The 24433-nt window shown below is 38.5% G+C and carries 16 protein-coding genes; all 16 read left to right on the top strand.

Annotation, left to right across the window (positions count from 1 at the left end; translation table 11 throughout):
- The first annotated feature begins 12 nt into the window (after nucleotides 1–12).
- The 16 genes from I6F66_RS11660 to I6F66_RS11585 all read left to right on the top strand — a co-directional run bounded on the left by I6F66_RS11660 (nucleotide 13) and on the right by I6F66_RS11585 (nucleotide 24418).
- Nucleotides 13–471, top strand: a complete 459-nt coding sequence (locus I6F66_RS11660) for a GAF domain-containing protein (protein WP_007586917.1) — start codon at nucleotides 13–15, stop codon at nucleotides 469–471.
- Entirely contained in the window at nucleotides 471–749 is a 279-nt protein-coding gene (locus tag I6F66_RS11655; protein WP_002961910.1) for a hypothetical protein, read from the top strand. The genes I6F66_RS11660 and I6F66_RS11655 overlap by 1 nt, the downstream gene beginning before the upstream one ends.
- 15 nt (nucleotides 750–764) lie before the next feature.
- Nucleotides 765–1415: an RNA chaperone ProQ gene (gene proQ, locus I6F66_RS11650; RefSeq protein WP_007586916.1), complete on the top strand. Its 651-nt coding sequence runs from the start codon at nucleotides 765–767 to the stop codon at nucleotides 1413–1415.
- 26 nt (nucleotides 1416–1441) lie between these two features.
- Nucleotides 1442–3466: a carboxy terminal-processing peptidase gene (gene prc / locus I6F66_RS11645; protein ID WP_197140571.1), complete on the top strand. Its 2025-nt coding sequence runs from the start codon at nucleotides 1442–1444 to the stop codon at nucleotides 3464–3466.
- A gap of 181 nt (nucleotides 3467–3647) precedes the next feature.
- Nucleotides 3648–5111 (top strand): Na+/H+ antiporter NhaC, encoded by a 1464-nt coding sequence (gene nhaC, locus I6F66_RS11640; RefSeq protein WP_007586912.1) that lies wholly within the window; start codon nucleotides 3648–3650, stop codon nucleotides 5109–5111.
- 47 nt (nucleotides 5112–5158) lie between these two features.
- Nucleotides 5159–7753 (top strand): aminopeptidase N, encoded by a 2595-nt coding sequence (gene pepN / locus I6F66_RS11635; protein ID WP_197159442.1) that lies wholly within the window; start codon nucleotides 5159–5161, stop codon nucleotides 7751–7753.
- Nucleotides 7754–7975: a DUF2835 family protein gene (locus tag I6F66_RS11630; RefSeq protein WP_010552655.1), complete on the top strand. Its 222-nt coding sequence runs from the start codon at nucleotides 7754–7756 to the stop codon at nucleotides 7973–7975. It begins immediately after the preceding gene.
- 252 nt (nucleotides 7976–8227) lie between these two features.
- On the top strand, nucleotides 8228–10327 hold the full coding sequence (locus I6F66_RS11625; RefSeq protein ID WP_197209303.1) for a DUF1302 domain-containing protein: 2100 nt from the start codon (nucleotides 8228–8230) through the stop codon (nucleotides 10325–10327).
- 13 nt (nucleotides 10328–10340) lie between these two features.
- Nucleotides 10341–11705: a DUF1329 domain-containing protein gene (locus I6F66_RS11620; protein ID WP_197209302.1), complete on the top strand. Its 1365-nt coding sequence runs from the start codon at nucleotides 10341–10343 to the stop codon at nucleotides 11703–11705.
- A 126-nt stretch (nucleotides 11706–11831) separates the two neighbouring features.
- Nucleotides 11832–12827, top strand: coding sequence for a YCF48-related protein (locus I6F66_RS11615; RefSeq protein WP_197140575.1), 996 nt, complete (start codon nucleotides 11832–11834; stop codon nucleotides 12825–12827).
- Nucleotides 12827–15148, top strand: coding sequence for an RND family transporter (locus I6F66_RS11610; protein ID WP_165727873.1), 2322 nt, complete (start codon nucleotides 12827–12829; stop codon nucleotides 15146–15148). Before I6F66_RS11615 ends, I6F66_RS11610 begins: the two co-directional genes overlap by 1 nt.
- Before the next feature lie 208 nt (nucleotides 15149–15356).
- Nucleotides 15357–20198 carry an NAD-glutamate dehydrogenase gene (locus tag I6F66_RS11605; RefSeq protein ID WP_197209301.1) on the top strand — a complete coding sequence of 1614 codons (4842 nt, stop codon included), beginning with the start codon at nucleotides 15357–15359 and terminating at the stop codon, nucleotides 20196–20198.
- A gap of 120 nt (nucleotides 20199–20318) precedes the next feature.
- Nucleotides 20319–21329 carry a quinone-dependent dihydroorotate dehydrogenase gene (pyrD, locus tag I6F66_RS11600; RefSeq protein WP_197119329.1) on the top strand — a complete coding sequence of 337 codons (1011 nt, stop codon included), beginning with the start codon at nucleotides 20319–20321 and terminating at the stop codon, nucleotides 21327–21329.
- A 117-nt stretch (nucleotides 21330–21446) separates the two neighbouring features.
- The gene (locus I6F66_RS11595; protein WP_007586900.1) at nucleotides 21447–21977 is read left to right on the top strand and encodes a cell division protein ZapC; all 531 of its coding nucleotides are present in this window, start codon (nucleotides 21447–21449) and stop codon (nucleotides 21975–21977) included.
- Nucleotides 21978–22068: 91 nt separating this feature from the next.
- Nucleotides 22069–24186 carry a bifunctional 23S rRNA (guanine(2069)-N(7))-methyltransferase RlmK/23S rRNA (guanine(2445)-N(2))-methyltransferase RlmL gene (rlmKL, locus tag I6F66_RS11590; protein WP_007586899.1) on the top strand — a complete coding sequence of 706 codons (2118 nt, stop codon included), beginning with the start codon at nucleotides 22069–22071 and terminating at the stop codon, nucleotides 24184–24186.
- Entirely contained in the window at nucleotides 24179–24418 is a 240-nt protein-coding gene (locus tag I6F66_RS11585) for a glutaredoxin family protein (RefSeq protein WP_007586898.1), read from the top strand. The genes rlmKL and I6F66_RS11585 overlap by 8 nt, the downstream gene beginning before the upstream one ends.
- The last annotated feature ends 15 nt before the right edge of the window (nucleotides 24419–24433 follow it).

The raw sequence follows: 24433 nt of genomic DNA, 5'->3' as shown, positions 1-24433 counted from the left end.
AAGTAGTTTGGTATGCAAAAGCACGATTTTTACCAGTCATTAGTTAAGCAAACTGAATCGCTGATAGCTGGTGAATCTAATGTAATTGCCAATTTGGCAAACATAAGCGCGCTGTTATTTACCTCTTTAGAAGATGTAAATTGGGCGGGCTTTTACTTTATGGATTCTCCTACTGAATTAGTACTTGGTCCGTTTCAAGGTAATCCTGCATGCATCCGTATTCCCGTTGGGAAAGGGGTATGTGGAACAGCTGCGGCAACCGCTGAAACACAATTAATTGAAGATGTTCACGCTTTTGACGGGCATATAGCCTGCGATGCAGCGTCTAACTCTGAAGTGGTTGTACCTATCATGAAACATGGTAAAGTATTCGCAGTACTAGACATTGATAGTCCAAGTATTGGCCGATTTGATGCTGATGATAAAGCTGGCCTTGAAGCATTAGTGAAATGCTTAGAGGCGAGCCTGTAATGAAAGATTTGCTAAATGTTCAAGACTACCTATTTGCTGTGCAAGATGTTGGCGACTGGGAAGGCGAAGAAGAGCATGTAGCGGAAACGCTCAATGATTTAATTCATATTGCATGGGATCGTCTTCCAGATGATTCAGAATGTGAATTTATTGATGAAACAATTAATGGTATTTGGGAACACCTTCGGGGTGATATGGCTGTAATAGAAGCCGATTTCGAAGAGTTGGTCGACTGGGTAACACACTACGTCGATTCGTCCCTTGATGAAAAGATGTGAAAAATAGGTTCTAAAATGGAAACCACAAACAAGCTAAAAGATATTAATGAAGTGTTGGAATTTTTATATCAAGAATTCCCACAATGTTTTAAACAAAAAGATGGCATCAAGCCGCTTAAAGTAGGTATTTTTAAAGATATTGCTGAGCGTATTGAAGGGTCTGAAAAAGTAAGTAAGACTCAAGTTCGTCAAGCGCTTAGAAAATACACGTCTAATTGGCGTTATTTAGAAGCTGTGACAAAGTCAGAGTTTCGTATTGATCTTGATGGTAATCAAGGTGAAAAAGTTGAGCAAGAGCATATCGACCATGCACAAAAAGCATTGGAAGAAAGCCGTGCTAAAATGGCAAAACGCAAAAAACAACAGCGTCCTCGCCAAGATTCTGATTCTAAATCTTTCAAGAAAAAACCAGCTCATGCTAGCAAAGCAGGCGATAAAAACGCACCTGCAGCTAACAAACCTGCTAAAGCAGCGCCAGTTAAACGTTCAGGAAAAATTGAACCTTTACCAGCAACTGAGGTCAAGGTTAATAATAAGGTTAAGGTTAAACTTGGCCAAGCACTTGTAAATGCAGTAATCACTGAAGTGAACAAAGATGACGTTCATGTTGAATTAGTGACTGGTATGCAAGTTAAAACCAAAGCTGACAGCTTATACATCGTTTAAGTTGTAAATAAATTAAGGAGTTGTGTATGAGTAAAAAGTTTACGCTCATTCCGTTAGTTGCTGCCCTGTTTTCAGGTTCATTATTTGCTGCTGTAGAAGCCGTTACAATTGACGATTTACCCCAGCTTAAGCAAGAGAGTCAACATGGTACTGCTAGCAAACGAGTGGCTAGCTTATTTGCTCGTTCACACTATACACCGGTTCGATTTAACGATGAGCTTTCTAGTAAAGTGTACGATCGTTATATCGAATCCCTTGATTTTAATAAAAGCGTTTTCTTAGCCAGCGATATTGCTTCTTTTGAGCAATATCGTGATGACTTTGATAACGCTATTACTACCGGTAAATTAGACTTTACGTTTGATATTTTTAACTTAAGTCTTAAACGCCGTTTTGAACGTTACGAGTATTCACTTACTTTACTTGAAAAAGAAATGACGTTTGATAAAGAAGATGAATACTTTTTTGACCGTGAAGATTCAGCATGGCCTTTGTCACAAGCTGAGCTTGATGAAATTTGGCGTGAGCGTGTAAAGTACGACGCACTGCGTTTAAAAATGACGGGTAAAGATTGGGAAGGCATTAAAGAAGTGCTGACCAAACGCTATAAAAATGCAGAAAAACGTTTAGTACAATCTAATTCAGAAGATGCTTTTCAAATTGTTATGAATTCGCTAGCACGTAGTATTGAGGCGCATACGTCTTATTTATCGCCACGTCGTGCAGAGCAATTCAAAATGGATATGGACTTAGAGCTTGAGGGCATTGGTGCCGTACTAAGCCCAGATGAAGACTACACTGTTATTCGCAGCTTAGTGCCGGGAGGCCCTGCAGATAAAACAGATCAAATTAAAGCTGATGACCGCATTATTGGTGTTGCCCAAGATGGCGAAGAATTTGTAGACGTAATTGGCTGGCGTTTAGATGACGTAGTTGATTTAATTAAAGGTCCTAAAGGGACTAAAGTACGTCTACAGTATTTAAAAGGTGTTGACGCTCACGGCGCACCTAAAGTTGTTGAAATCACGCGTGATAAAATTCGACTTGAAGATAGAGCGGCTAAATCAGAAGTATTTGAAGCAAAATACTCTGATTTAACAAGTAAAGTTGGCGTGATTGAAATTCCAGGCTTTTACAATAATCTTTCGAAAGATGTAAAAGTTGAGCTGGCTAAGCTTAAAGAAGAAAAAGTTGATGGTATTATTATCGACTTACGCCAAAATGGTGGTGGTTCTTTATATGAAGCAACACAACTGTCTGGTTTGTTTTTTGACCAAGGTCCAGTGGTTCAAATTCATACCTTAAATAACCGTATTGAAGAGCAAAAAGATCGCGATGGTATAACTTATTACGATGGTCCTTTAACTGTTTTAGTTGACCGTTACAGTGCCTCTGCTTCTGAAATATTTGCAGCAGCTATGCAAGATTACGGTCGTGCAGTTATTATTGGCGAGCAAACTTTTGGTAAAGGTACAGTACAGCAGCACAAAGGCTTAGGCCGCGCTTACGATTTATACGATAATGCGCTAGGTAGCGTACAGTATACGATTGCTAAGTTTTATCGTATTAACGGTGGTAGTACGCAACATAAAGGTGTGATCCCTGATATTTCGTTTCCATCAGCAATCGATCCTGCAGAGTGGGGCGAAAGTAAGCAAGATAATGCACTCCCTTGGGACAGCATTGTTAAAGCAAAATACAAAAAGTTAGGTAATTTAACACCTATTATTACGTACCTTGAGAAACAACACGAAGTACGAATTAAATCAGAACCAGAATTTGGTTATGTATTTAATGACATTACCTTATACAACGAAGAGAAAGACCGTAAAACTATCTCTTTAGTTGAAGCAGACCGTATTAAAGAAAAAGATGAAGGTGAAGCACGTGCACTTGTACGTACTAACGAGCGTCTTAAGCGTTTAGGTAAAGATCCGGTAGAAAACTTAGACGATTTACCTGAAGTAATTGAAGAGCTTGACCCATTTTTGGAAGAAGCTGCATTAATTACTCAAGATTATATTAATTATGGTCGTATAGCTAAGAAGTAACAACTGGTTTTACCTCTATAAAAAAGGCGCATTAGCGCCTTTTTTACTACCTAAAATTTACTAAATTGTTATAATATTTGATTACATAAAGTTGAGCTAGAACAATCATGCTCAATTAATGCGCTTTACGTGCTAAAAATAATAATTAAACACACAGTAAGTGTGTCTAGGAGTCTCTACTTTGAAGCTATTGGATGACAAACCAATCAAGCCCGCCTCGTTTTTTGATGCATTAATTCCTATCTCTGTATTAATTTGTTTACTTGGTGCTGCCGTTTACTTATTTGGTGATAACTCTTCATCAGGCCCTAACCAAATTGCACTTTTATTTGCTACTTTTGCAGCGGCTTTAATTGGGCTTAAAAACGGTTATACATGGAAAAAATTAGAACAAGCTATGATCGAAGGTATAACGCTTTCACTTGGCGCTATCCTAATTTTACTTATGGTAGGTGCGTTAATTGGCACTTGGCTACTTTCTGGAACTGTACCAACTTTAATTTATTATGGCTTGCAAGTTATAAACCCAAGTTGGTTTTATGCAGCGAGTTGTTTAATTTGTGGCATTGTAGCTATGAGTATAGGTAGTTCTTGGACTACTGCCGCTACGATAGGTGTTGCTTTATTAGGCGTTGCAACGGGTCTTGGACTTGAACAAACAGTTACAGCAGGCGCTGTTATATCTGGCGCGTACTTTGGTGATAAGTTAAGCCCGCTGTCTGAAACAACCAATTTAGCGCCAGCAGTTGTAGGCGCTGATTTATTTGAGCATATTCAACATATGCTGTGGACGACAGTACCAAGTTTTGTAATTGCGCTGATTATATTTATATTCATGGGCTTTAACGCAACTGCTTCAAGCGAAGCGGGGCGCATTGATGAAATAACGGCTATTTTACAGCAAAACTTTAATATTGGTTTTGAAATGCTAATCCCGCTAATTGTACTTTTAGTTTTAGCGATTAAAAAAATGCCAGCCTTTCCTGCTATCTCTATCGGTGCTGTTGTGGGCGCTGTTTGGGCCATGTTGTTTCAATCTGATTTAATTGCTAGTCAAATTGATGTTTCTCAAGGGCAGTTAGTTGGCTATTTTAAGCTTGTTTGGACGACGTTTTTTGATGGTTTTAGCATAAGTACAGGCGATGACAAAATGGACTCCCTACTCAGTGGTGGCGGTATGTCTGGAATGCTTACAACCACATGGCTTATTATGACTGCACTGATGTTTGGTGCCATTATGGAAAAAACAGGCCTTTTGGATATTTTTGTTAAAAGCATACTTAAAATAGCTAAAAGTACGGGATCGTTAATTGCGGCAACAATAGCAACGTGTATTGGTACTAACGTGATAGCGGCCGATCAATATATTGCAATTGTTGTACCTGGTCGTATGTTTAAAGATGAATATGAAAAACGTGGTTTGAAGCCTGTTAACTTATCTCGTACATTGGAAGATGGCGGTACAATTACCAGCCCACTAATTCCATGGAACACGTGTGGCGCATATATGCAAAGCGTTTTACTAATAAATCCTTTTGATTATGCACTCTACGCTTTCTTTAACTTAATTAACCCTGTTTTAGCGGTGGTTTATGCCTACTTGGGCATTAAAATTTTACGTATTAAGCCAAAACAATCCGCCTAATTTTAAACAGCTCCTTTTAACTTAAAAGGAGCTGTTTTGGAGTATCTATGACTGAATCAAGTAAACCTCAAGCACAATATCTTAAAGACTATAAAGCTCCTGATTTTTTAATTGACCACACAGAGCTAACCTTTGACTTACAGCCATTATCAACCAAAGTAAGCTCTTTGCTAACGCTTACGCGTGTTGGTGATAAAAAAGCACCTTTAGTGCTTGATGGTATTGATTTACGCTTACTGTCTTTATCTATTGATACGGTTGATATAACTGATTATGAAATTATTGGCGAGCAGCTAATAATTAATAACCTACCGGATAGTTGTCAATTAAGTATTGTGACCGAGATATCGCCTGAGACGAATACTTCTTTAGAGGGTTTGTATTTATCTGGCGGTGCGTATTGTACACAGTGTGAAGCGCAGGGTTTTAGAAAGATCACCTATTACATGGATCGCCCTGATGTACTTGCCACGTTTGATGTAACTATTATTGCCGATAAAAAGTATCTACAACTTCTTTCTAATGGTAATCAAGTAGACAGTGGTGAAACACAAGATGGTCGTCATTTTGTTAAATGGCAAGACCCATTTAAAAAGCCGAGCTATTTATTTGCACTTGTAGCTGGCGATTTTGATGTTTTAAAAGATACGTACACGACTAAAAGCGGCAAAGATGTAGAATTAGCATTGTTTGTTGATAAAGGTAATTTATCTAAAACACCCCATGCTATTGCCTCACTCAAAAAGGCAATGCAGTGGGATGAAGAACGCTTTAATTTAGAGTATGACCTTGATATTTATATGATTGTAGCCGTCGATTTTTTCAACATGGGCGCGATGGAAAATAAAGGGCTAAACGTTTTTAACAGTAAATGCGTATTAGCTAATCAAGAAACAGCCACAGATAAAGACTACCATACGATTGAATCCATTGTAGGGCATGAGTACTTTCATAACTGGACAGGTAACCGAGTTACTTGTAGAGATTGGTTTCAGTTATCTCTAAAAGAAGGGTTAACTGTATTTAGAGACCAAGAGTTTAGTAGTGATTTAGGATCTCGTGCACTTAACCGAATTGATGCGGTTAAAGTTATGCGTACGCATCAGTTTAGCGAAGATGCAGGCCCTATGGCTCACCCAATTCGCCCTGAGAAAGTTATTGAAATGAATAACTTTTATACAGTAACTGTATACGATAAAGGTGCTGAAGTTATCCGTATGATGCACACATTACTGGGTGAAACTAATTTTCAAAAAGGGATGACGCTTTACTTTGAGCGCCACGATGGGCAAGCAGTTACATGTGATGACTTTGTAAGTGCGATGAGCGATGCATCAGGTGTTGATTTAGAGCAATTTAAACAATGGTACAGCCAATCAGGTACACCGCGTTTAAATGCAATTCAAGAATTTGATAGCAGCTCAAATACATACACTTTGACAATCGAGCAAACAGCGCCAGCTAATCAGCCAGAGAATAAAAAGCTTCATATACCTTTTGCTATTGAACTACTTGATGCCAATGGACAAAGTATTGCTCTGCAATATAAAGGTAAAAAGCTAGATCATGTACTCGATGTAACTAATGCGACTCAAATATTTAGCTTTGATAATATTTTAGAAAAGCCTGTTGCGGTTTTGCTAGAAGACTTTTCTGCACCTTGTATTTTAAACCAGCAAACAACAGAGCCCGAACTATTGCATATTATGCGTTTTGCGCGCAGTGATTTTTCACGTTGGGATGCACAACAGCAGCTATTCATTAAGGCGATTAAATCTCAAATCACCGATGCAACGAATAGCGTATTAAGCAGCGAAATTATAAATGCGCTACGTGTACTTATAAACACCAAAGAGGGCGATTTAGCTTTAATTGCAGAGCTGTTTAAATTGCCGAGTTTTGACACGTTAGCTGCTGAATTTGATGTAATACCTGTAGATGACATTATTGAAATAACAGAAAAGTTTGAGCAACAAATTGCTGATGAACTTGCTGATGAGCTTCTTAGTTGTTACGAATCTCTTGAAGATGATGGCAGTATAAGTGCAAGCGCTGTTGCGAATCGTGCTTTAAAGCAAATATGTCTGCACTACCTTGCTAAAACACAAAGTCCAGAAGCTGTAACCTTTATTAAAGAAGCTGCAAGCTCGACTAATATGACTAATGTACTTGGTGCCCTTAGCGCTGTGGTAAAAGCTTCACACCCTGTTAGAGATGAGCTTTTGAGTCATTTTGATAGTCAGTGGCGTCATGATGTTTTAGTCATGGATAAGTGGTTTGCACTGCAAGCTATGCAATCAGGCAGTACTGCTATAGATGATATTAAGGCACTTTACGAACACCCGTGTTTTGATTTTTCAAATCCTAACCGTGTACGTGCACTTGTAGGAAGTTTTAGCCACTTTAATACAGCACAATTTCATCGAGCAGATGCTCAAGGCTATGCGTTATTAGGTGATTTATTAATAAAACTTAATGCAATTAATCCACAAAATGCATCGCGTATGCTAACACCGTTTATGTCGTGGAAGCGTTACGATGATGTACGCTCACAAGCAATGAAACTGCAATTACAGCGCTTAGCCAATTTAGATGGCCTAAGTGCTGACTTGTATGAAAAGGTTGAAAAAGCGCTCGCATAAATGATTGAGTATTATTTTACCTTAAGATTGAGCTATAACGAGTGCATGGATTACTACCATGGCCGTTTTAGCTCTTTACAAGTTGTAGAGGATGGCGGTAAAACAATTCGTTTTGCTGCTACGCATTTGAGGCCCTTCATTTCGAGCTTGGGTGTACGTGGCCGTTTTAGACTCTTATTAACCCCCGAAAACAAGTTCATCCGCCTAGAGCGAGTGGCCTGACACTCGATTTTTATGTTATATATACATAAAAATATTGTATTTTTGTTAATTTCAATTTGTCCTATTGTTAAATTACGTGTATAAATTATCTGGTACGACGTCTTACTAATACGTAAGCGTCAACCAGAATAAAAAGTATATAACAGATTAGAGCGAGTATTTGTAATTTCACTGATTCGCTTCTATCGTTATGATTACACTAAAAACAATAACTTGATCACACAAAATGACCCGCGACAGGGGGGAACCAAAATGATAAGAAGATCGCTTTTTGTTAAAAATAGAATCGCTATAGGTTTAGCAGCCGCTAGTTTAGGTTTATCTGCAGCAAGTACTCAAGCTGTAACATTTGAAGCTGGAGGTTTTGATATTACCTTCGATTCAACCTTTTCATATGGGCAAAGTGTTCGTGCAGAAGACAGAGACTTTAACCTAATTGGCAAAAGTAATAACCCAGCATTTGATTGGACAGGATACAACCCAGCGCTAAACAATACTATTTACTCATCACAAGATGTATGGGCACAACCGGGCTCTTACTCAAACAATGGTGATGCGGGTAATTTAAATTTTGATAGTGGTGACTCCTTCTCAAAACTATTGAAGGGCACACACGACCTTTCAATAAATAAAGATAACTACGGTTTGTTCACTCGCTTCATGTATTTTTATGACTTTGCGTTGATGGATGGCAATCATGCATATTCAAATCCTACATCAGGGCAGGGTGTTGATCCATGTGACGATAAAGACACCAAAGCACAAAGTTGTGCCGACATACGTTTATTAGACGCGTTTGTATGGGCCGATTTTGATTTAAATGATGGTAATAACCCTTTATCTGTCCGTTTAGGCCAGCAAGTAGTTAACTGGGGTGAAAGTACGCTTATATCTCATGGTATTAACGTAAACCCAGTTGATATAGATCGATTAAAAGCACCTGGCGCTGAGCTAAAAGAAGCATTTATACCAATCGGTATGCTTTGGGCATCGCTCGGAATTACTGAGAATATTACGCTTGAAGGTTTCTACCAATATCAATGGCAAGAAACACGTTTACCAGCAGCAGGTACATACTTTTCTACTAATGACTTTGCAGCAGAAAATGGTTATCAGCAGAATGTTCAATTAGGCTTTACGTCTAATCCTGATATTGATGTTGCTTTTTTAACGGATAGTTTAAATAACCTAACATCTGATTTTGCATTAGCAGCAGCTGCTCAAGGTATTGATCCTTCAAGTGCTGAAGGAAGCGCTTTATTAGCCCAAATGTATCTTGCTTACCCAACTAAGGTTGCATTAAAAGGCAAAGGGGATAATGGTAAAACAGAACCTGAAGATGGCGGCCAGTACGGTTTACGTTTAGGTATATTTTTACCTGAATTTAATGATACTGAAATTGCGTTATACCACGTGAATTACCATAGTCGTCGTCCGCTTATATCTGGTCGTGTATCAAACTTTTCGCAGGCAGCAATTGCTCAAGATTTAGCAATGATCATGACAACAGAAATTACGTCAGATAATGTTGCTGATTTAACCGCTTTTTCTAAAGCTGAAAACGACTACCCAGAAGATATTAAACTATATGGTTTAAGTTTTAACACAACTATTGGTGAAACAGCCTTTGCGGGTGAGTTTGCGTTTCGTCAAGATGAACCACTGCAAATTGATGACGTAGAGTTACTTTATACAGCTATGCCTGAGCAGTTAGCTCTTGCAGGTCTTCGTCCTGATTTTGCAGGTATTTCGCAAATGAGTTTTGGCGATGATATTAGTTCTGTTGGTGCGGGTGAAGTTGCTCAAGGCTATATTGAACGTGATACATCACAAATTCAATTCACGGCTACTCACTTATTTGGACCTTCATTAGGTGCTGATAGTTGGGCTGTAGTTGGTGAAGTGGGTGCAGTAAAAATTCATAACATGCCAGAATATGACGAAATGCGTTTAAATGTATCCGGTACTGGCCGTAGTGGCACAATTACAGGCCCAGGTACTACTGATTATTCAACATTGCAACTTGGTTTATCAAATGGCGCTGAAGAAAAATCATTCGCCACAGCATCTTCTTGGGGTTACCGCTTAATTGCTAAAGGTGATTATTTTAACCTTTACAAAGGTATTAACTTCTCTCCACGTTTTGTATTTTCTCATGACGTAAATGGTAATACACCAGACCCTATGTTCTTATTTATCGAAGACCGTAAATCTTTGGGTGCAACCATGAACTTTAACTACCAAAATGCGTGGTCACTTGATGTGAGCTATAACTCGTTTTGGGGCGGCGGCGATATTAATACTTTCTCAGATCGCGATTACGTTTCTTTTAACTTAAAATATTCTATTTAGGGGTAACATTATTATGATTAAAAAACCTACCCTCATCGCTACAGCTTTTTGTAGCTTGTTTGCAAGCAGCGCAGCTTTAGCTAAATTAAACGCTGATGAAGTTGCTCAATTAGGTCAAAACTTAACGCCAATGGGCGCAGAAAAAGCAGCTAATGCTGATGGCTCTATTCCAGCATGGAATAATGGCATTACTTCTGCACCAGCAGGTTATGAAGCTGGTATGCATCACCTTGACCCATTTACAGCTGATAAAGTGCTTTTCACTATTGATAAAAGTAATATTGAAAAGTACAAAGCCAATTTAAGTCCGGGTCAAATTGCTTTATTTGAAACATACCCAGACACATTTAAAATGCCTGTGTATGAAACTCACCGTTCTGCGTCTTACCCTCAGTTTGTGTATGATGCGACTAAAAAGTTTGCACCGACTGCTGAATTAATTGAAGGCGGTAACGGTATTAAAAATACGGCGATTGGTATTCCTTTCCCTATTCCTAAAACGGGTTTAGAGGCAATTTGGAATCATTTATTACGTTACCGTGGCCAGTCTATTGAGCGTTTTGGTGGTCAAGCTGCACCAACTGCATCTGGTTCTTATAACTATGTTGGCTTTGATGAGCAGTTATTAGTTAAGTACTCAGACCCTAGTGCAACACCAGCAGAGCTACAAGACTCAAATATTTTGTTTAAGTTTAAACAAAGCGTTACAGAACCAGCTCGTTTAGCGGGTACTGCATTATTAGTTCATGAAACAATGGATCAAATATTAACGCCGCGCCAAGCATGGACTTATAACTCGGGGCAACGTCGTGTTCGTCGTGCACCTAATGTTGCATATGATGCACCAGGCACAGCTGCAGATAGCCTGCGTACTACCGATGATTTTGATATGTTTAATGGCTCGCCAAATCGTTACAACTGGACACTAAAAGGCAAGCAAGAGTTATATATACCTTACAACAGCTATAAACTTCATAGTGATAAGCTAGAGTACGATGATATTTTAATGCCTGGCCATATTAACCCAGAACATACACGTTACGAAAAACACCGTGTTTGGGTTGTTGAAGCTAACTTAAAAGATGATACACGTCATATCTATAAAAAACGTGTGTTTTACATCGATGAAGATAGCTGGCAAGTACAGGTTACTGATATTTATGATAACCGCGACCAACTTTATCGTGTAGCAATGGCTTATGGCCTTAACTACTACGAAGTACCTACACAGTGGAGTACGCTTGAGGTTTATCATGATTTGAATTCTCGTCGTTATTTAGCAATTGGTTTAGATAACCAAGAAAAAATGTACGATTTTTCACAGTCATTTAACGATAACGAATTTACTTCAAGCGCTTTACGTCGCGCAGGTAGATAGTATTAAACTAGGCATTTAACAATTTGTTAAGTGCCTTTTCCTTTCTCATCGCGTTTGTCTTACAGCGCGCAACGCTTTCCCCAGTAAAAAGACAAACAACTCTCTCGTACAAGGCGATTAAAATTTATGAAGTATTTGGTATATGCCAGCCTGATAATAAGCGGTGCGAGTGTTGCACAAGAAGCCCCTAGCAATGCAATCAGTGCAACAAATGCAGCTAAAACCTTACTCACCGACATAACCAACACAGGCAATGGTCTAATTGCAGTAGGTAAACACGGTACTGTTATTAAAAGTATCTCGGGTGATAAATGGCAACAAGCTGAGCTAGTCCCAACTCAAGTGCTATTAACTGCCGTTGATTTTAGTAATGAAAATAATGGATGGGCGTGTGGCCACGATGCAACAATAATAAATACTACTGACGGTGGTGTTAATTGGCAACTACAACAAGTACAACCAAAATTAGACAAACCATGTTTAGATATTCTATTTGAAGATGATTTAAAAGGTTTTGCAGTGGGCGCATATGGCATGTTTTATCAAACCACCGATGGTGGTAAACATTGGCAAAAACGCTTTTTAGATTCGCTATTATTTAGTGATGATCGTGATTACTTGAACGATTTAAAAGAAAATGACCCCGAAGGATACGAAGCCGAAACTGCTTCAATTTTACCGCACTTTAATCGAATCGAAAAAACAGATAATGGTTTAATGCTGGTTGGTGAGATGGGCTTGATGGCCAGAAGCATTGATGATGGTCAAACTTGGCAAAGGATAGAAGAAATTTATCCTGGTTCATTCTTTGCAGTTGCATCAGATAGCACACAAGAAATTGTGGCAGGGCTTCGAGGTAATGTTTTTGCAAAGCAAAATGGTGAACAGCAGTGGCAGCATTTCGAAAATGTTAAAACAGCGACGATCAACAACATCATTAATTATAATAACAAACAATGGCTTATGCTTGCCAACAGTGGCGTTATTTTTCATCTTCAAGATGGGTTACTCACCCATGAGCAGCTTGCTGACGGTAAAGCGATTCTTGATGGTGTAATATTAGATAACAGGCTGATTATGGCTACAGAAGATGGCATTAAAGTGAAGGAGTTAACCCCTTAATGCATAAACTACTCGATTTTATTGAAAAGGCGATTTTTAGACATCGCTTAATTATGCTTATAAGTTTTGCACTTATAAGCTGTTTACTTGTATTCAAAGCGACTCAAATTCAATTAGATGCATCGTTTAATAAAAATATTCCGTTAAACCACGATTATATGAAAGTGTATACCAAGCATGAAAAGCAGTTTGGTGGTGCAAACAGTATTTTGATTTCAGTGTGTGATGACAGTGGTGATATATTTAATCCAGAGTTCTTTACTCAATTAAAAGCGGTTCACGATCAGCTTTATTTCATTCCTGGCGTAAATCGTCCATTAGTTAACTCAATATTTTCACCCAGTGCTCGTTTTGTTGAAGTAGTGGAGGATGGCTTTGCCGGTGGCCCAATTATTCCTGCTAACTTTAAAGCAGATAAGCGTGGTTTAGGTGTAGTAAAGGAAAACATTGAAAAAGCAAAAGTTGTAGGACGTATGATTGCCAGCGATTATTCGTGTGCAATGGTAACTGCTCAACTTTTAGAAACTGATCCTCAAACACAACAAAAATTAGACACATTAGCTTTTGCACAAAAGCTAGAAAGTGATTTAAGAGAGCCTTTAAGTACGGACAAAGTAAGTATTCATATTATTGGCTTTGCAAAAATGGCTGGTGATATAGCGGAAGGTGCAAAAGGGGTGGTTGTATTTTTTGCCATTGCTATCGCTTTTACCTTTATTATGGTCTGGCTATTTTGTGGCAGTTTAAAGCTGACTATTTTGCCTATCGCATGTTCCATTATTGCTGTTATTTGGCAATTAGGCCTGCTTTCAAGTTTAGGTTTTGGCCTTGATCCTATGTCTATTTTGGTACCGTTTTTAGTATTTGCTATTGGTGTAAGCCATGGTGTGCAGATGATAAATGCGATTGGTAAAAAAGTAGGTGAAGGTAAAACAACACGTATTTGTTGTCAGTCAAGTTTTAGGGCTTTATTAGTGCCAGGCGGTATTGCACTGCTTTCAGACACCGTAGGCTTCTTAACATTACTTACCATCGATATTGGTATTATCCGTGAACTTGCCATTACAGCGAGTTTAGGTGTAGCAGTAATTATATTTACTAATTTAATCTTATTGCCAGTTTGGGCTTCGTACATGAACTTTGAAAATAGTGTACATATTCAATCTGGTGATGCAGCAAAACCAAACATGCTTGATAAAATCCGCGACTTACTTGTTAAAGCGACTGATCCTAAAGTAGCTAAAATGATTATTGGTTTTACCCTTGTTCTATTTGCTTTAGGTTACTGGCAAGCAGATAAAATGCGTATAGGTGACTTACATGCAGGCGCGCCATCACTGCATCAAGATGCTCGTTATAATCAAGACACGTTTTTAATATCAGACAAGTACACTATCTCGTCTGATATCTTAAAGGTAATTGTAGAAGCGTATCCTGCAGCATGTACTGAGCATGATGTGATGGAGCGTATAAGCCGTTTTCAATACAAAGTAGAGAATGTAGCAGGTGTGCAGTCTGCTGTAAGTTTGAGCTCTGTAGCTCAATCGGTTAACGCAGGCTACAACGAAGGCAATTTGAAATGGCAAAGCTTGCCACGAAATTCAGCAAGTTTAGTGCAGTCAACGTCTCGAGTTGAAACTAGTACAGGTTTACTTAACGGTGATTGTTCAGTTATGCCAGTGATTATATTTTTAGATGATCATAAAGCACAAACTATAGATACTGTAATTAAGAGTGTTAAGCAATTTGCGCAAGAAGAGGGCACTGATAAATTAGCATTTAAATTAGCTTCAGGACCTGTTGGTGTAATGGCAGCGACTAATGAGTCGGTTGCAGAGGCGCAAATACCAATGATGCTTTATGTTTATGGTGCCGTTATTATTTTATGCCTAATGAGCTTTAGAAGCGTAAAAGCAACAATAGCCGTAGTATTGCCGCTTTATATTGTATCAACACTTGCACAAGCACTTATGGTTCAATTAGAAATAGGCTTAACCGTTTCTACACTGCCTGTAATTGCGTTAGGTGTTGGTATTGGGGTTGATTATGGTATTTATATACTGTCGTCAATGATGGGGCAGCTTAAGCAAAACGTACCACTGAGTATTGCTTATCGTAATGCACTTGTTGAGCGTGGTAGTGCTGTATTGTTTACGGGGATTACATTAGCTATTGGTGTGAGTACGTGGATATTCTCAGATCTTAAATTCCAAGTTGATATGGGTATATTGCTAACCTTCATGTTTTTAGTAAATATGTTGGGTGCAGTGTTGTTATTACCGGCGATTGGTAGCCTTCTCTGGACTGACCAGAAAAAATAATGTGAATAATTTTGCTCCTAAATGGCCTGTAAAGGCCATTTATATCTACAATTTGTGAATAGATGACCAAATAGCTGAAATGCTTAAAATGTTTTCATCGAAAAGGCTGTTTATTAGCTGCAAAAGGGTTAGAATTTGATTGACTCCACGCTAATGAATAGCTGTACAAATTTCTGCTCCTGAGCAGTAATAGATTAAGGAACATACAATGACACGAAATGAAGGCCAAGCCTCGGTTATCCTAGATAATGTCTGTAAGCTGATCCAGAAAAAAGTTCGCGCTGATAATGTGTTACTCGTTGAGAAATTCGCCAAAGCCTTGTACAGCAACATGTCTAAAGAGGATTTGGCAAATCGCAACGATAGTGACCTATATGGCGCAGCATTAAGCCTTTGGAACGCACTAGAAAAAAATACTACCGACGACGCTGTTATCCGCGTTTTCAACCCTGAAGTGGCAAAAGATGGCTGGCAGTCATCGCATACAATTGTAGAAATTATTACTAAAGACATGCCGTTTTTAGTTGATTCTGTTCGTATGGCCATGACTCGTGAAAATATCGCCTCTCACTTATTACTTCATTGCCCATTAAAAATTAAGCGCGATACAAACGCTAAAATTTCTGGATTATCAAATTTAAAAGCAGAGCAAGAATCTTCATCTACTAAAACAGTGTTCTTTATTGAAATCGACCGTCAGACAGATTCTTCTGTGATTGAGTCTTTCAAAAAAGAGTTAGAATCGGTTCTTGTTGATGTGTCAGTTGCTGTTGATGATTGGCAGCCAATCCGTAAAAAATTGATGGCAGTGACCAAAGAGTTACCTAAGCGTCATCATAATAAAACAAAAGAAGAAGTGTCAGAAACAACTGAGTTTTTAGATTGGTTAGCTAAAGATAACTTTACCCTAATGGGTTACCGTGAATATGAGTTAAGCCCAGTTCAAGGTGATTACCAATTAAAAGGTAAAATGGAATCAAGCCTTGGCTTAATGAAAAATTCTACTGAAGAACACACACGATTATTATCAGAATTACCAGAAGTTGCTCGCCAAGAAGCACGTAGCAGCAACTTATTGATTTTAACTAAAACTAACTCTGTTTCTCGCGTTCACCGCCCAGCTTACATTGATTATGTAGGTATTAAGCGTTTCGACGATGAAGGTAATGTAATTGGAGAAGACCGCTTTATTGGTTTGTTCTCATCAAGCTTTTACAATAACAGCGCTACTGATGTACCCGTATTAAAAAGTAAAATTAATCGCATTATGGAAATGTGTGATTTTGCTAAAGGCACGCACGCTTACAAAGCTGTTTTAAACATTTTAGAAACCTACCCACGTGATGAGCTTGTTCAAGCGCGCGAAAGTGAGCTACTTGAAGTTGCTATGGGTGTTTTACAAGTACAAGAGCGCGATATGTGTCGCTTGTTTGTACGTAAAGATGCGTATGGTCGCTTTTTATCTTGCATGGTTTATGTACCTCGCGAGCGTTACAACACAGCCCTGCGCCGTGAAACGCAAGATATATTAGCTAATGCATTTAATTCTGACGATAAAGTCGAATTTACTACTTATTTCTCTGAGTCAACACTGGCGCGTACACATTACACCGTTCGTGTGACCGACAACAAGATCGAATATAACGTGAAAGACATCGAAAACAATTTAGTAGAAGCTGCGCGCACGTGGGAAGATAAACTTCAGTCTGCACTTTTAGAGTCAGCGGGCGAAGCACGTGGTAACGATTTAAATCGTAAATATTGTAATGCGTTTGCACGCTCATACAAAGATGAAGTACTGCCAAGTGCTGCGGTTGTTGATATTGAAAAGTTAGAACTACTTAGCGATGAAAACAAGCTAGAAATGCTGTTCTACCGTCCTCAAGAAGAAGCAAACAGTAATATTGTACGATTAAGCTTATTCCATAAAGATGAGCCAATTCACTTATCTGATGTTATGCCAATGCTTGAAAACTTTGGTCTGCGCGTTGTTGGTGAAACACCATATTCAGTTAAAACTAGCGATGGTCGTATTAACTGGATCATGGACTTCTCGATGCTTATTGACAGCAAAGGGATGGCAGACTTTGATAAAATTTCAGCACGTTTTCGCGCTGCATTAACAAATGTGTGGGGCAACCGCCTTGAAAATGATGGTTTTAACCGTTTAGTGTTAATGGGTGGCCTAACTGGCCGCGAAGCCTCTATTTTACGTGCTTACGCTAAGTACATGCGTCAAATTGGTGTAACGTTCTCACAAAGTTACATTGAAAGCACATTTGCAAATTATCCAAACATTGCAGCGCAAATTGTTAATTTATTTGCTAAAAAGTTCTCAGTTAAGAGCCCAGCAAGTGCTAAAACACTTGAAAAGTTAAGTACGCAAATTTACTTAGAACTTGAAAACGTAGCAAACCTTGATGATGACCGTATTATACGTTTATACGTAGATATGATTGTTGCGACGCTACGAACTAACTATTTCCAAAAAGACGATGCAGGTCAGTTTAAGTCTTATGTTTCGTTTAAAATACAGCCTAGTTTAATTCCGGATGTACCGCTTCCTCTTCCTGCGTTTGAGATTTTTGTATACTCTCCGCGCGTTGAAGGTGTGCATTTACGTTACGGTAAAGTAGCGCGTGGTGGACTGCGTTGGTCTGACCGTCGTGAAGATTTCCGTACTGAAGTACTTGGCCTAGTTAAAGCACAACAAGTTAAAAATACAGTAATTGTGCCAGTTGGTTCTAAAGGTGGTTTTGTATGTAAACAACTACCTAGTGAGCGCGAAGCGTTTATCAAAGAAGGCCAAGAGTGTTACAAAATCTTTATCCGTGGTCTTCTAGATATTACAGATAACATAGAGCGCGGTGAAGTAGTGCCAGCTCGTGATGTTGTTCGCCACGATGAAGATGATGCTTACTTAGTAGTTGCAGCCGATAAAGGTACCGCGACTTTCTCTGATATCGCAAACGGCATTGCTAATGAATACAATTTCTGGTTAGGTGATGCATTCGCATCAGGTGGCTCGGTTGGTTACGATCATAAGAAAATGGGTATTACAGCTAAAGGCGCATGGGAGTCAGTTAAACGACATTTCCGTGAAATGGATATCGATTGTCAAACTACCGACTTTACGGTAGTTGCAATTGGCGATATGGCTGGTGATGTATTTGGTAATGGTATGTTGTTATCTAAGCATATTCGTTTACAAGTTGCCTTTAACCATATGCACATTTTTGTTGATCCTAACCCAGATGCTGCTACTTCTTACCCAGAGCGCGAACGTTTATTTAATATGCCGCGTTCATCTTGGGAAGATTACAACAAAGAGTTAATTTCTGCCGGTGGTGGTGTTTTCTCTCGTGCTGCTAAATCAATTACGCTCAGCCCAGAAATGAAAAATATGTTGGGTACTAAAAAAGCAAGTATGACCCCAAATGAGTTAATGAAAGCTTCATTGATGATGGAGTTCGATTTACTGTGGAATGGCGGTATTGGTACATACATTAAAAACTCTAAAGAAACTGATGCAGATGTAGGGGATCGTGCAAACGATGCACTACGTATCAATGGTAGAGATTTAGGCGCTAAAATAATTGGTGAGGGCGGTAACTTAGGTACAACTCAATTAGGTCGTGTTGAATTTGCAGCTAAGGGTGGTCGTGTTAATACTGACTTTATTGATAACGTAGGGGGCGTTGCCTGTTCAGATAACGAAGTTAACATTAAGATTTTACTTAATGGCTTGGTTGCTGAAGGTGACTTAACACGTAAACAACGTGATGAGCTACTTTATTCAATGACAGATGAAGTATCTGAATTAGTATTAAAAGACTGTTACCGTCAAACACATACTATTTCAATTACGCAGTCTAAAGGTACTTCAACGCTTAAAGAAAAGATTCGTTTTATTCATGCACTTGAAAAAGATGGCAAGTTAAACCGTGCTATTGAGTTTATTCCAAGCGATGAAGAATTGGCAGAACGTGCAGCCGCAGGTAAAGACTTAACTCGCCCTGAGCTTTCAGTGCTAGTGTCTTACGCAAAAATGGTATTAAAAGAGTCTTTAGTAAGTGATGAAATTACTGAAAACCCTTACTATCGCCAATTGCTTGTGAAGTCATTCCCACGTCCTCTACGTGAGAAGTTTAACGATGCGATGAACAACCATCCACTTCGTAAAGAAATTATTGCAACTAAACTTGCTAACAGTATCGTTAATGATATGGGTTTAAACTTCATGGTACGTATGCATGAAGAAACCGGTGCCAACGAAGCTGAAATTGCAATGTGTTACTCAATTGCTAGCGAAATATTTGAAATGCGCGATACATGGTCGTCTATCAGCGCACTGGATAATAAAATACCAGCAGCGGTACAAACTGAAATGCTTTACCAACTTCGTCGTACTGTTCGTCGTACTACGCGTTGGTTCTTACGTCATCGTAATAAGTCACAAACGATTGAACAAGGAATTGAGTTCTTTGCGCCAACATTTAAAGATTTAAGCGATAATTTAAATACGTACATGATTGAAAAAGAAAATGACCGTATTGTAATTGAAGCTAATAAGTTAATTGATGCCGGCGTTCCTGCAGATATAGCTAAGCGCATTGTTTCGTTATCAAGCTTATTCTCTGTGATGGATTTAGCTGAAGTTGCTAATAATTCAGGTAAGAGTATTTCGATGGTATCGAATACTTACTTTAAACTAGGCGCGAGAATGGGTCTGCATTGGTTCTTAGAGCAAATAACTAAGCAACCAGTAGCAAATCATTGGCAAGCACTTGCTCGTTCATCTTACCGTGAAGAGCTTGATTGGCAGCAACGTACGTTATCTGAAGTGGTGCTAAATAGCTTTGAAGGTGACGAGAGCGATGTTGATAGTCAAATAGATGAGTGGATGGATAGCCAAGATTTATTACTTCAGCGTTGGAAACAAATGTTGGCTGAGTTTAAAACATCACAAAGCCATGACTTTGCTAAGTTCTCAGTTGCACTTCGTGAACTTATGTTATTAAGTCACAACTGTGATACATCAGGAAAATAATTTAGCTTTAATCAGTTATTTGTTTAGTAAATAAATAACTGATTGTTAAAATTGTTATACAATACCTCAGCCTTGTCTGAGGTATTTTTTTGTCTGAAATTTAAAAAGAGGATTATATTGATGTTTTATGATTTAGCTCGCCGTTTTATGTTTACCCGTGATGCGGAGTGGGCGCATGAGTTTGCACTTAATAATCTTCGTCGTTTTGCTAATACGCCTCTAAATATAGCTTGGTCACAAAGTGTTTCAGATAAACCCGTAAACTTTTTAGGTCTTGAATTTAAAAATCCAGTAGGGCTTGCCGCTGGCCTGGATAAAAATGCAGAATGTATAGATGCATTTAGCCAAATGGGATTTGGTTTTATTGAAGTTGGAACGGTTACACCGCGTCCTCAAGTTGGTAATGACAAGCCACGTATTTTTAGACTTCCAGAGTCAAACGCAATTATTAACCGTATGGGTTTTAATAATAAAGGTGTTGATAATTTAGTCGAAAATGTAAAAGCAGCAAAGTACAGTGGCATACTCGGTATCAATATTGGTAAAAATAAAGATACGCCAAATGAACAAGGTAAAGATGACTATATTCATTGTATGCGTAAAGTATTTGAGCATGCCTCATACATTACGGTAAATATTTCATCACCAAATACCCCAGGGCTTCGTGATTTACAATATGGTGCTGCACTTGACGATTTATTGCAAAGTCTTAAAAATGAACAGTTAGATTTAATTGCAAAGCATAATAAGCAAGTTCCTATGCTTGTAAAAATTGCACCGGATCTCGATCAAATACAAATAGAGCAAGTAAGTGAGTCACTTTTAAATAATAAAATTGATGGTGTAATTGCCACAAACACAACGCTTGAACGAGCCGCAGTCATGGGGCAGCAATATGCACAAGAGGCGGGCGGTTTATCAGGTCACCCTGTTAGAATGCGCTCTACAGAGGTAGTAAGTGAACTAAAACGCTTAACACAAGGTAAGCTACCAATCATCGGAGTCGGCGGTATTGATGATGCTATATCTGCAAAAGAAAAGTTAGATGCAGGCGCAAATTTAGTTCAGGTTTATACTGGGTTCATCTACAAAGGTCCACAATTGGTAAAGTCGATCGTTAACGGCTTATAAGGATCAGTTATCTAAGCTTTTGATCGTTAGCTAAATGTTCTAAGCAAACATTTTAAAAGTGGTCAAAAGCGGTTATACTCTGAGCAATAACTATTCAACATACACAAGGAGGAGTAAATGTTACAAGCATCAAAGCAATGGCAGTGGATTACTTGTCCTGATAAAAATCGTTTGTTACTTGATTTAAATGACGACATGCAATTATGCACGCCTTATAAATTAAGACAGCTCACCGATTCTGTTTTTAAAAATCCACGTTTTAGTCTCGAAGATGCTGCATTTTACGAACAAGTTTATAATTATCTGGATGGATTTGAATTGTGGTCTGCGGCTCAAATTTGTCAAATATCATTAAATGCAACTGCTGTTAAGTATCACTTAAAACCCGTTTTAGCAAAAAGTTGGTTTTTTGAAGAATACACAGGGACAGAGCCAAGCGTAGAGGCAATAGTAAAATTAACATCTAAAGCGCAGTCAGGTGATTTTTTAATTGTAGAGCATTGTCCTGATGCATCTATTTGTTTGAATTTAAGTGAAACCTTTAAATTAGACGAAAACTTATCTTTAGCGCAATTTGAAGTAATCCGTATTTTGAATAATCGAGTACACCCCATTCTAAATCAGCAATATCAAAGTCAAACCGCCTAACCAAATTTAAGACTTAAGCGTGTCTTTATGGCGTGTTTGTCGCCCAACCTATGTTATAATCCTGCGCAATTAGCTATTAAGGGTTATTACTTTGCAATTTATCGCACTTACTTCTATCGGAATCGAAAATTTATTGGTTGATGAACTAACAGAACTTGGCGCAACCGTGTCTAAGCAAACTGTTGGTTCTGTTCGTTTTGAGGCTGACTCATTACTTGCGCAAAAGGTTTGTTTATCAACTCGTTTTGCAACGCGTGTGCTTATGCTTATTGAAGAAAAAGAAGGCGTAGATGACAAAAATAGCCTGTATAATTTTGCGCGCTCGCAACCTTGGCAAGAATGGTTTGGACCTACGCAAACATTCGCTGTCGACTTCAACGGTACCAATGACTCATTAAAAAACACGCAATTTTCGGGTCTTGTAATCAAAGATGCGATTGTTGACTATTTTAATGATTTATACGAGCAACGTCCTAACGTTGATAAGCAAGATGCTAACGTGCGCGTAGTTGCACGATTAAATCGTTACGGCGTATCGATGTATATTGACTATTCAGGTCCTCGTTTGTCAGAACGTGGTTACCGCCAAGGCCAAGGTAAAGCGCCAATTAAAGAGCACTTAGCTGCTGCATTAATTAAGCGAAGTGGCTGGCTTGAAAATGTAAAACAGCCTTTATTCGATCCATGTTGTGGTGCGGGTACTATTTTGATAGAAGCTGCCGGTATGGCGCGAAACGAAGCGCCAGGATTATTCCGTGAAGGTTTTGCTTTTGAGCGTTTACCCAGTTTTAGAGCCGCTAAGTTTAAAGAGCTTAAAGAAGAGTTACTCGCTAATATTACTGATCCTAAATTGTGGTTAATTGGCCACGATTACGATGAGCAAGTATTAAGTAAAGCAATTGATAATGCTAAACGAGCCGAGCTTGACGACGTGATTAAGTTTAAGCAAAGTGATGCAACTAAACTTACAGCTGTTGCAAAATTACCGGGTGTTGTAATTTCAAACTTACCTTATGGTGAGCGTATTGGCTCTATGGCTGAGCTTGTTGATTTACACCGTAATTTAGGCGTTGGCTTTAAAAAGCACTTCAATCACTGGAAACTTGCCTTATTGGGTATGGACGAGAGCTTATTTAAACTTTTAAAACTTGTGCGCCTTAAGCGTTATAAATTTAAAAATGGCCCATTAGATGTTGAGCTTAACTTATATCAATTAGATGATAAGCAAGTAAGTTTGACCACAGATGACAAAAAAGCACTCAATTTTGAAGGTTCAACGTCATTCGCAAATAGATTGAAAAAAAATAAGCAAGGCTTAAAAAACTGGCTTAAACAAAATAAAATAGATGCTTATCGCGTCTATGAAGCGGATATCCCTGAATACAATGTTGCTGTAGATATTTATGGTGACTCTGCTGTAATTTTTGAATATGCAGCGCCTAAAGAAATTGATGAAAAAACATCAGAAAAACGCCTGCAAGACGTAATAAGTTTAACGGCTCAACAGCTTGAGATTTCACCTGAAAACATTGCTGTAAAAGTACGTAAAAAGCAGAAGGGCGAAGATCAATACACCGCTATGTCTAAACAAAACCGTACTATGGTTGTTGAAGAGTTTGGTGCTAAGTTCAAAGTTAATTTATTTGACTACTTAGACACAGGCTTGTTTTTAGACCATCGCTTAATGCGCCGTTATATTCAAGAAAATGCTAAAGATAAACGTTTCTTAAACCTTTTTGCATACACAGGTACAGCTTCTGTACATGCTGCTCTTGGTGGTGCTAAAGCCATTACTACAGTCGATTTATCAAAGACCTACTTAAAATGGGGCCAAGATAACTTTGATTTAAATGGTATTAGTAATACACGATACCGTTTTGAACAAGCTGATTGTTTAAAATGGTTAGAGCACGCAACGGCGCAATATGATCTGATATTTTTAGATCCTCCAACGTTTTCAAACTCAAAACGTATGAAAGATGCATTCGATGTGCAGAGCGATCACATTAAATTATTAACGTGGGTTAAAAAGATTTTGAGCCCATCGGGTACTTTGATTTTCTCTAATAACAAACGTGGCTTTGTAATAGATGAAGTTGGCCTGATTGGTCTAGGTTTAAAAGCCATTAATATTTCAGATAAAACGTTATCACCAGACTTTAAACGTAATAAAAAAATCCATAATAGCTGGTTAATCACACATGGCTAAATGGGTTTTATATCACACTGATGGTTGCCACTTGTGCGAGCAAGCTGAGCAACTTATCACTGAGGTACTTAGTAATACGAGTGAGTTATTACTAATCGATATTATGACTGATGAGCAGCTTATAGCTGAGTATCAAATTACTATTCCTGTATTAAAAAGTGAAAAAGGCGAGCAATTATTTTGGCCTTTTACTTTACACACTGTGCGCGAATTTTTAGCACAAGCAGAATAAGAGCAAATAAGAACT

This window comes from Pseudoalteromonas sp. NZS100_1 (genome assembly GCF_015864285.1).
GTDB lineage: Bacteria > Pseudomonadota > Gammaproteobacteria > Enterobacterales > Alteromonadaceae > Pseudoalteromonas > Pseudoalteromonas arctica.
The sequence above is the reverse complement of the archived record's forward strand: the minus strand, read 5'-3'. Positions and strand labels throughout refer to the sequence as shown.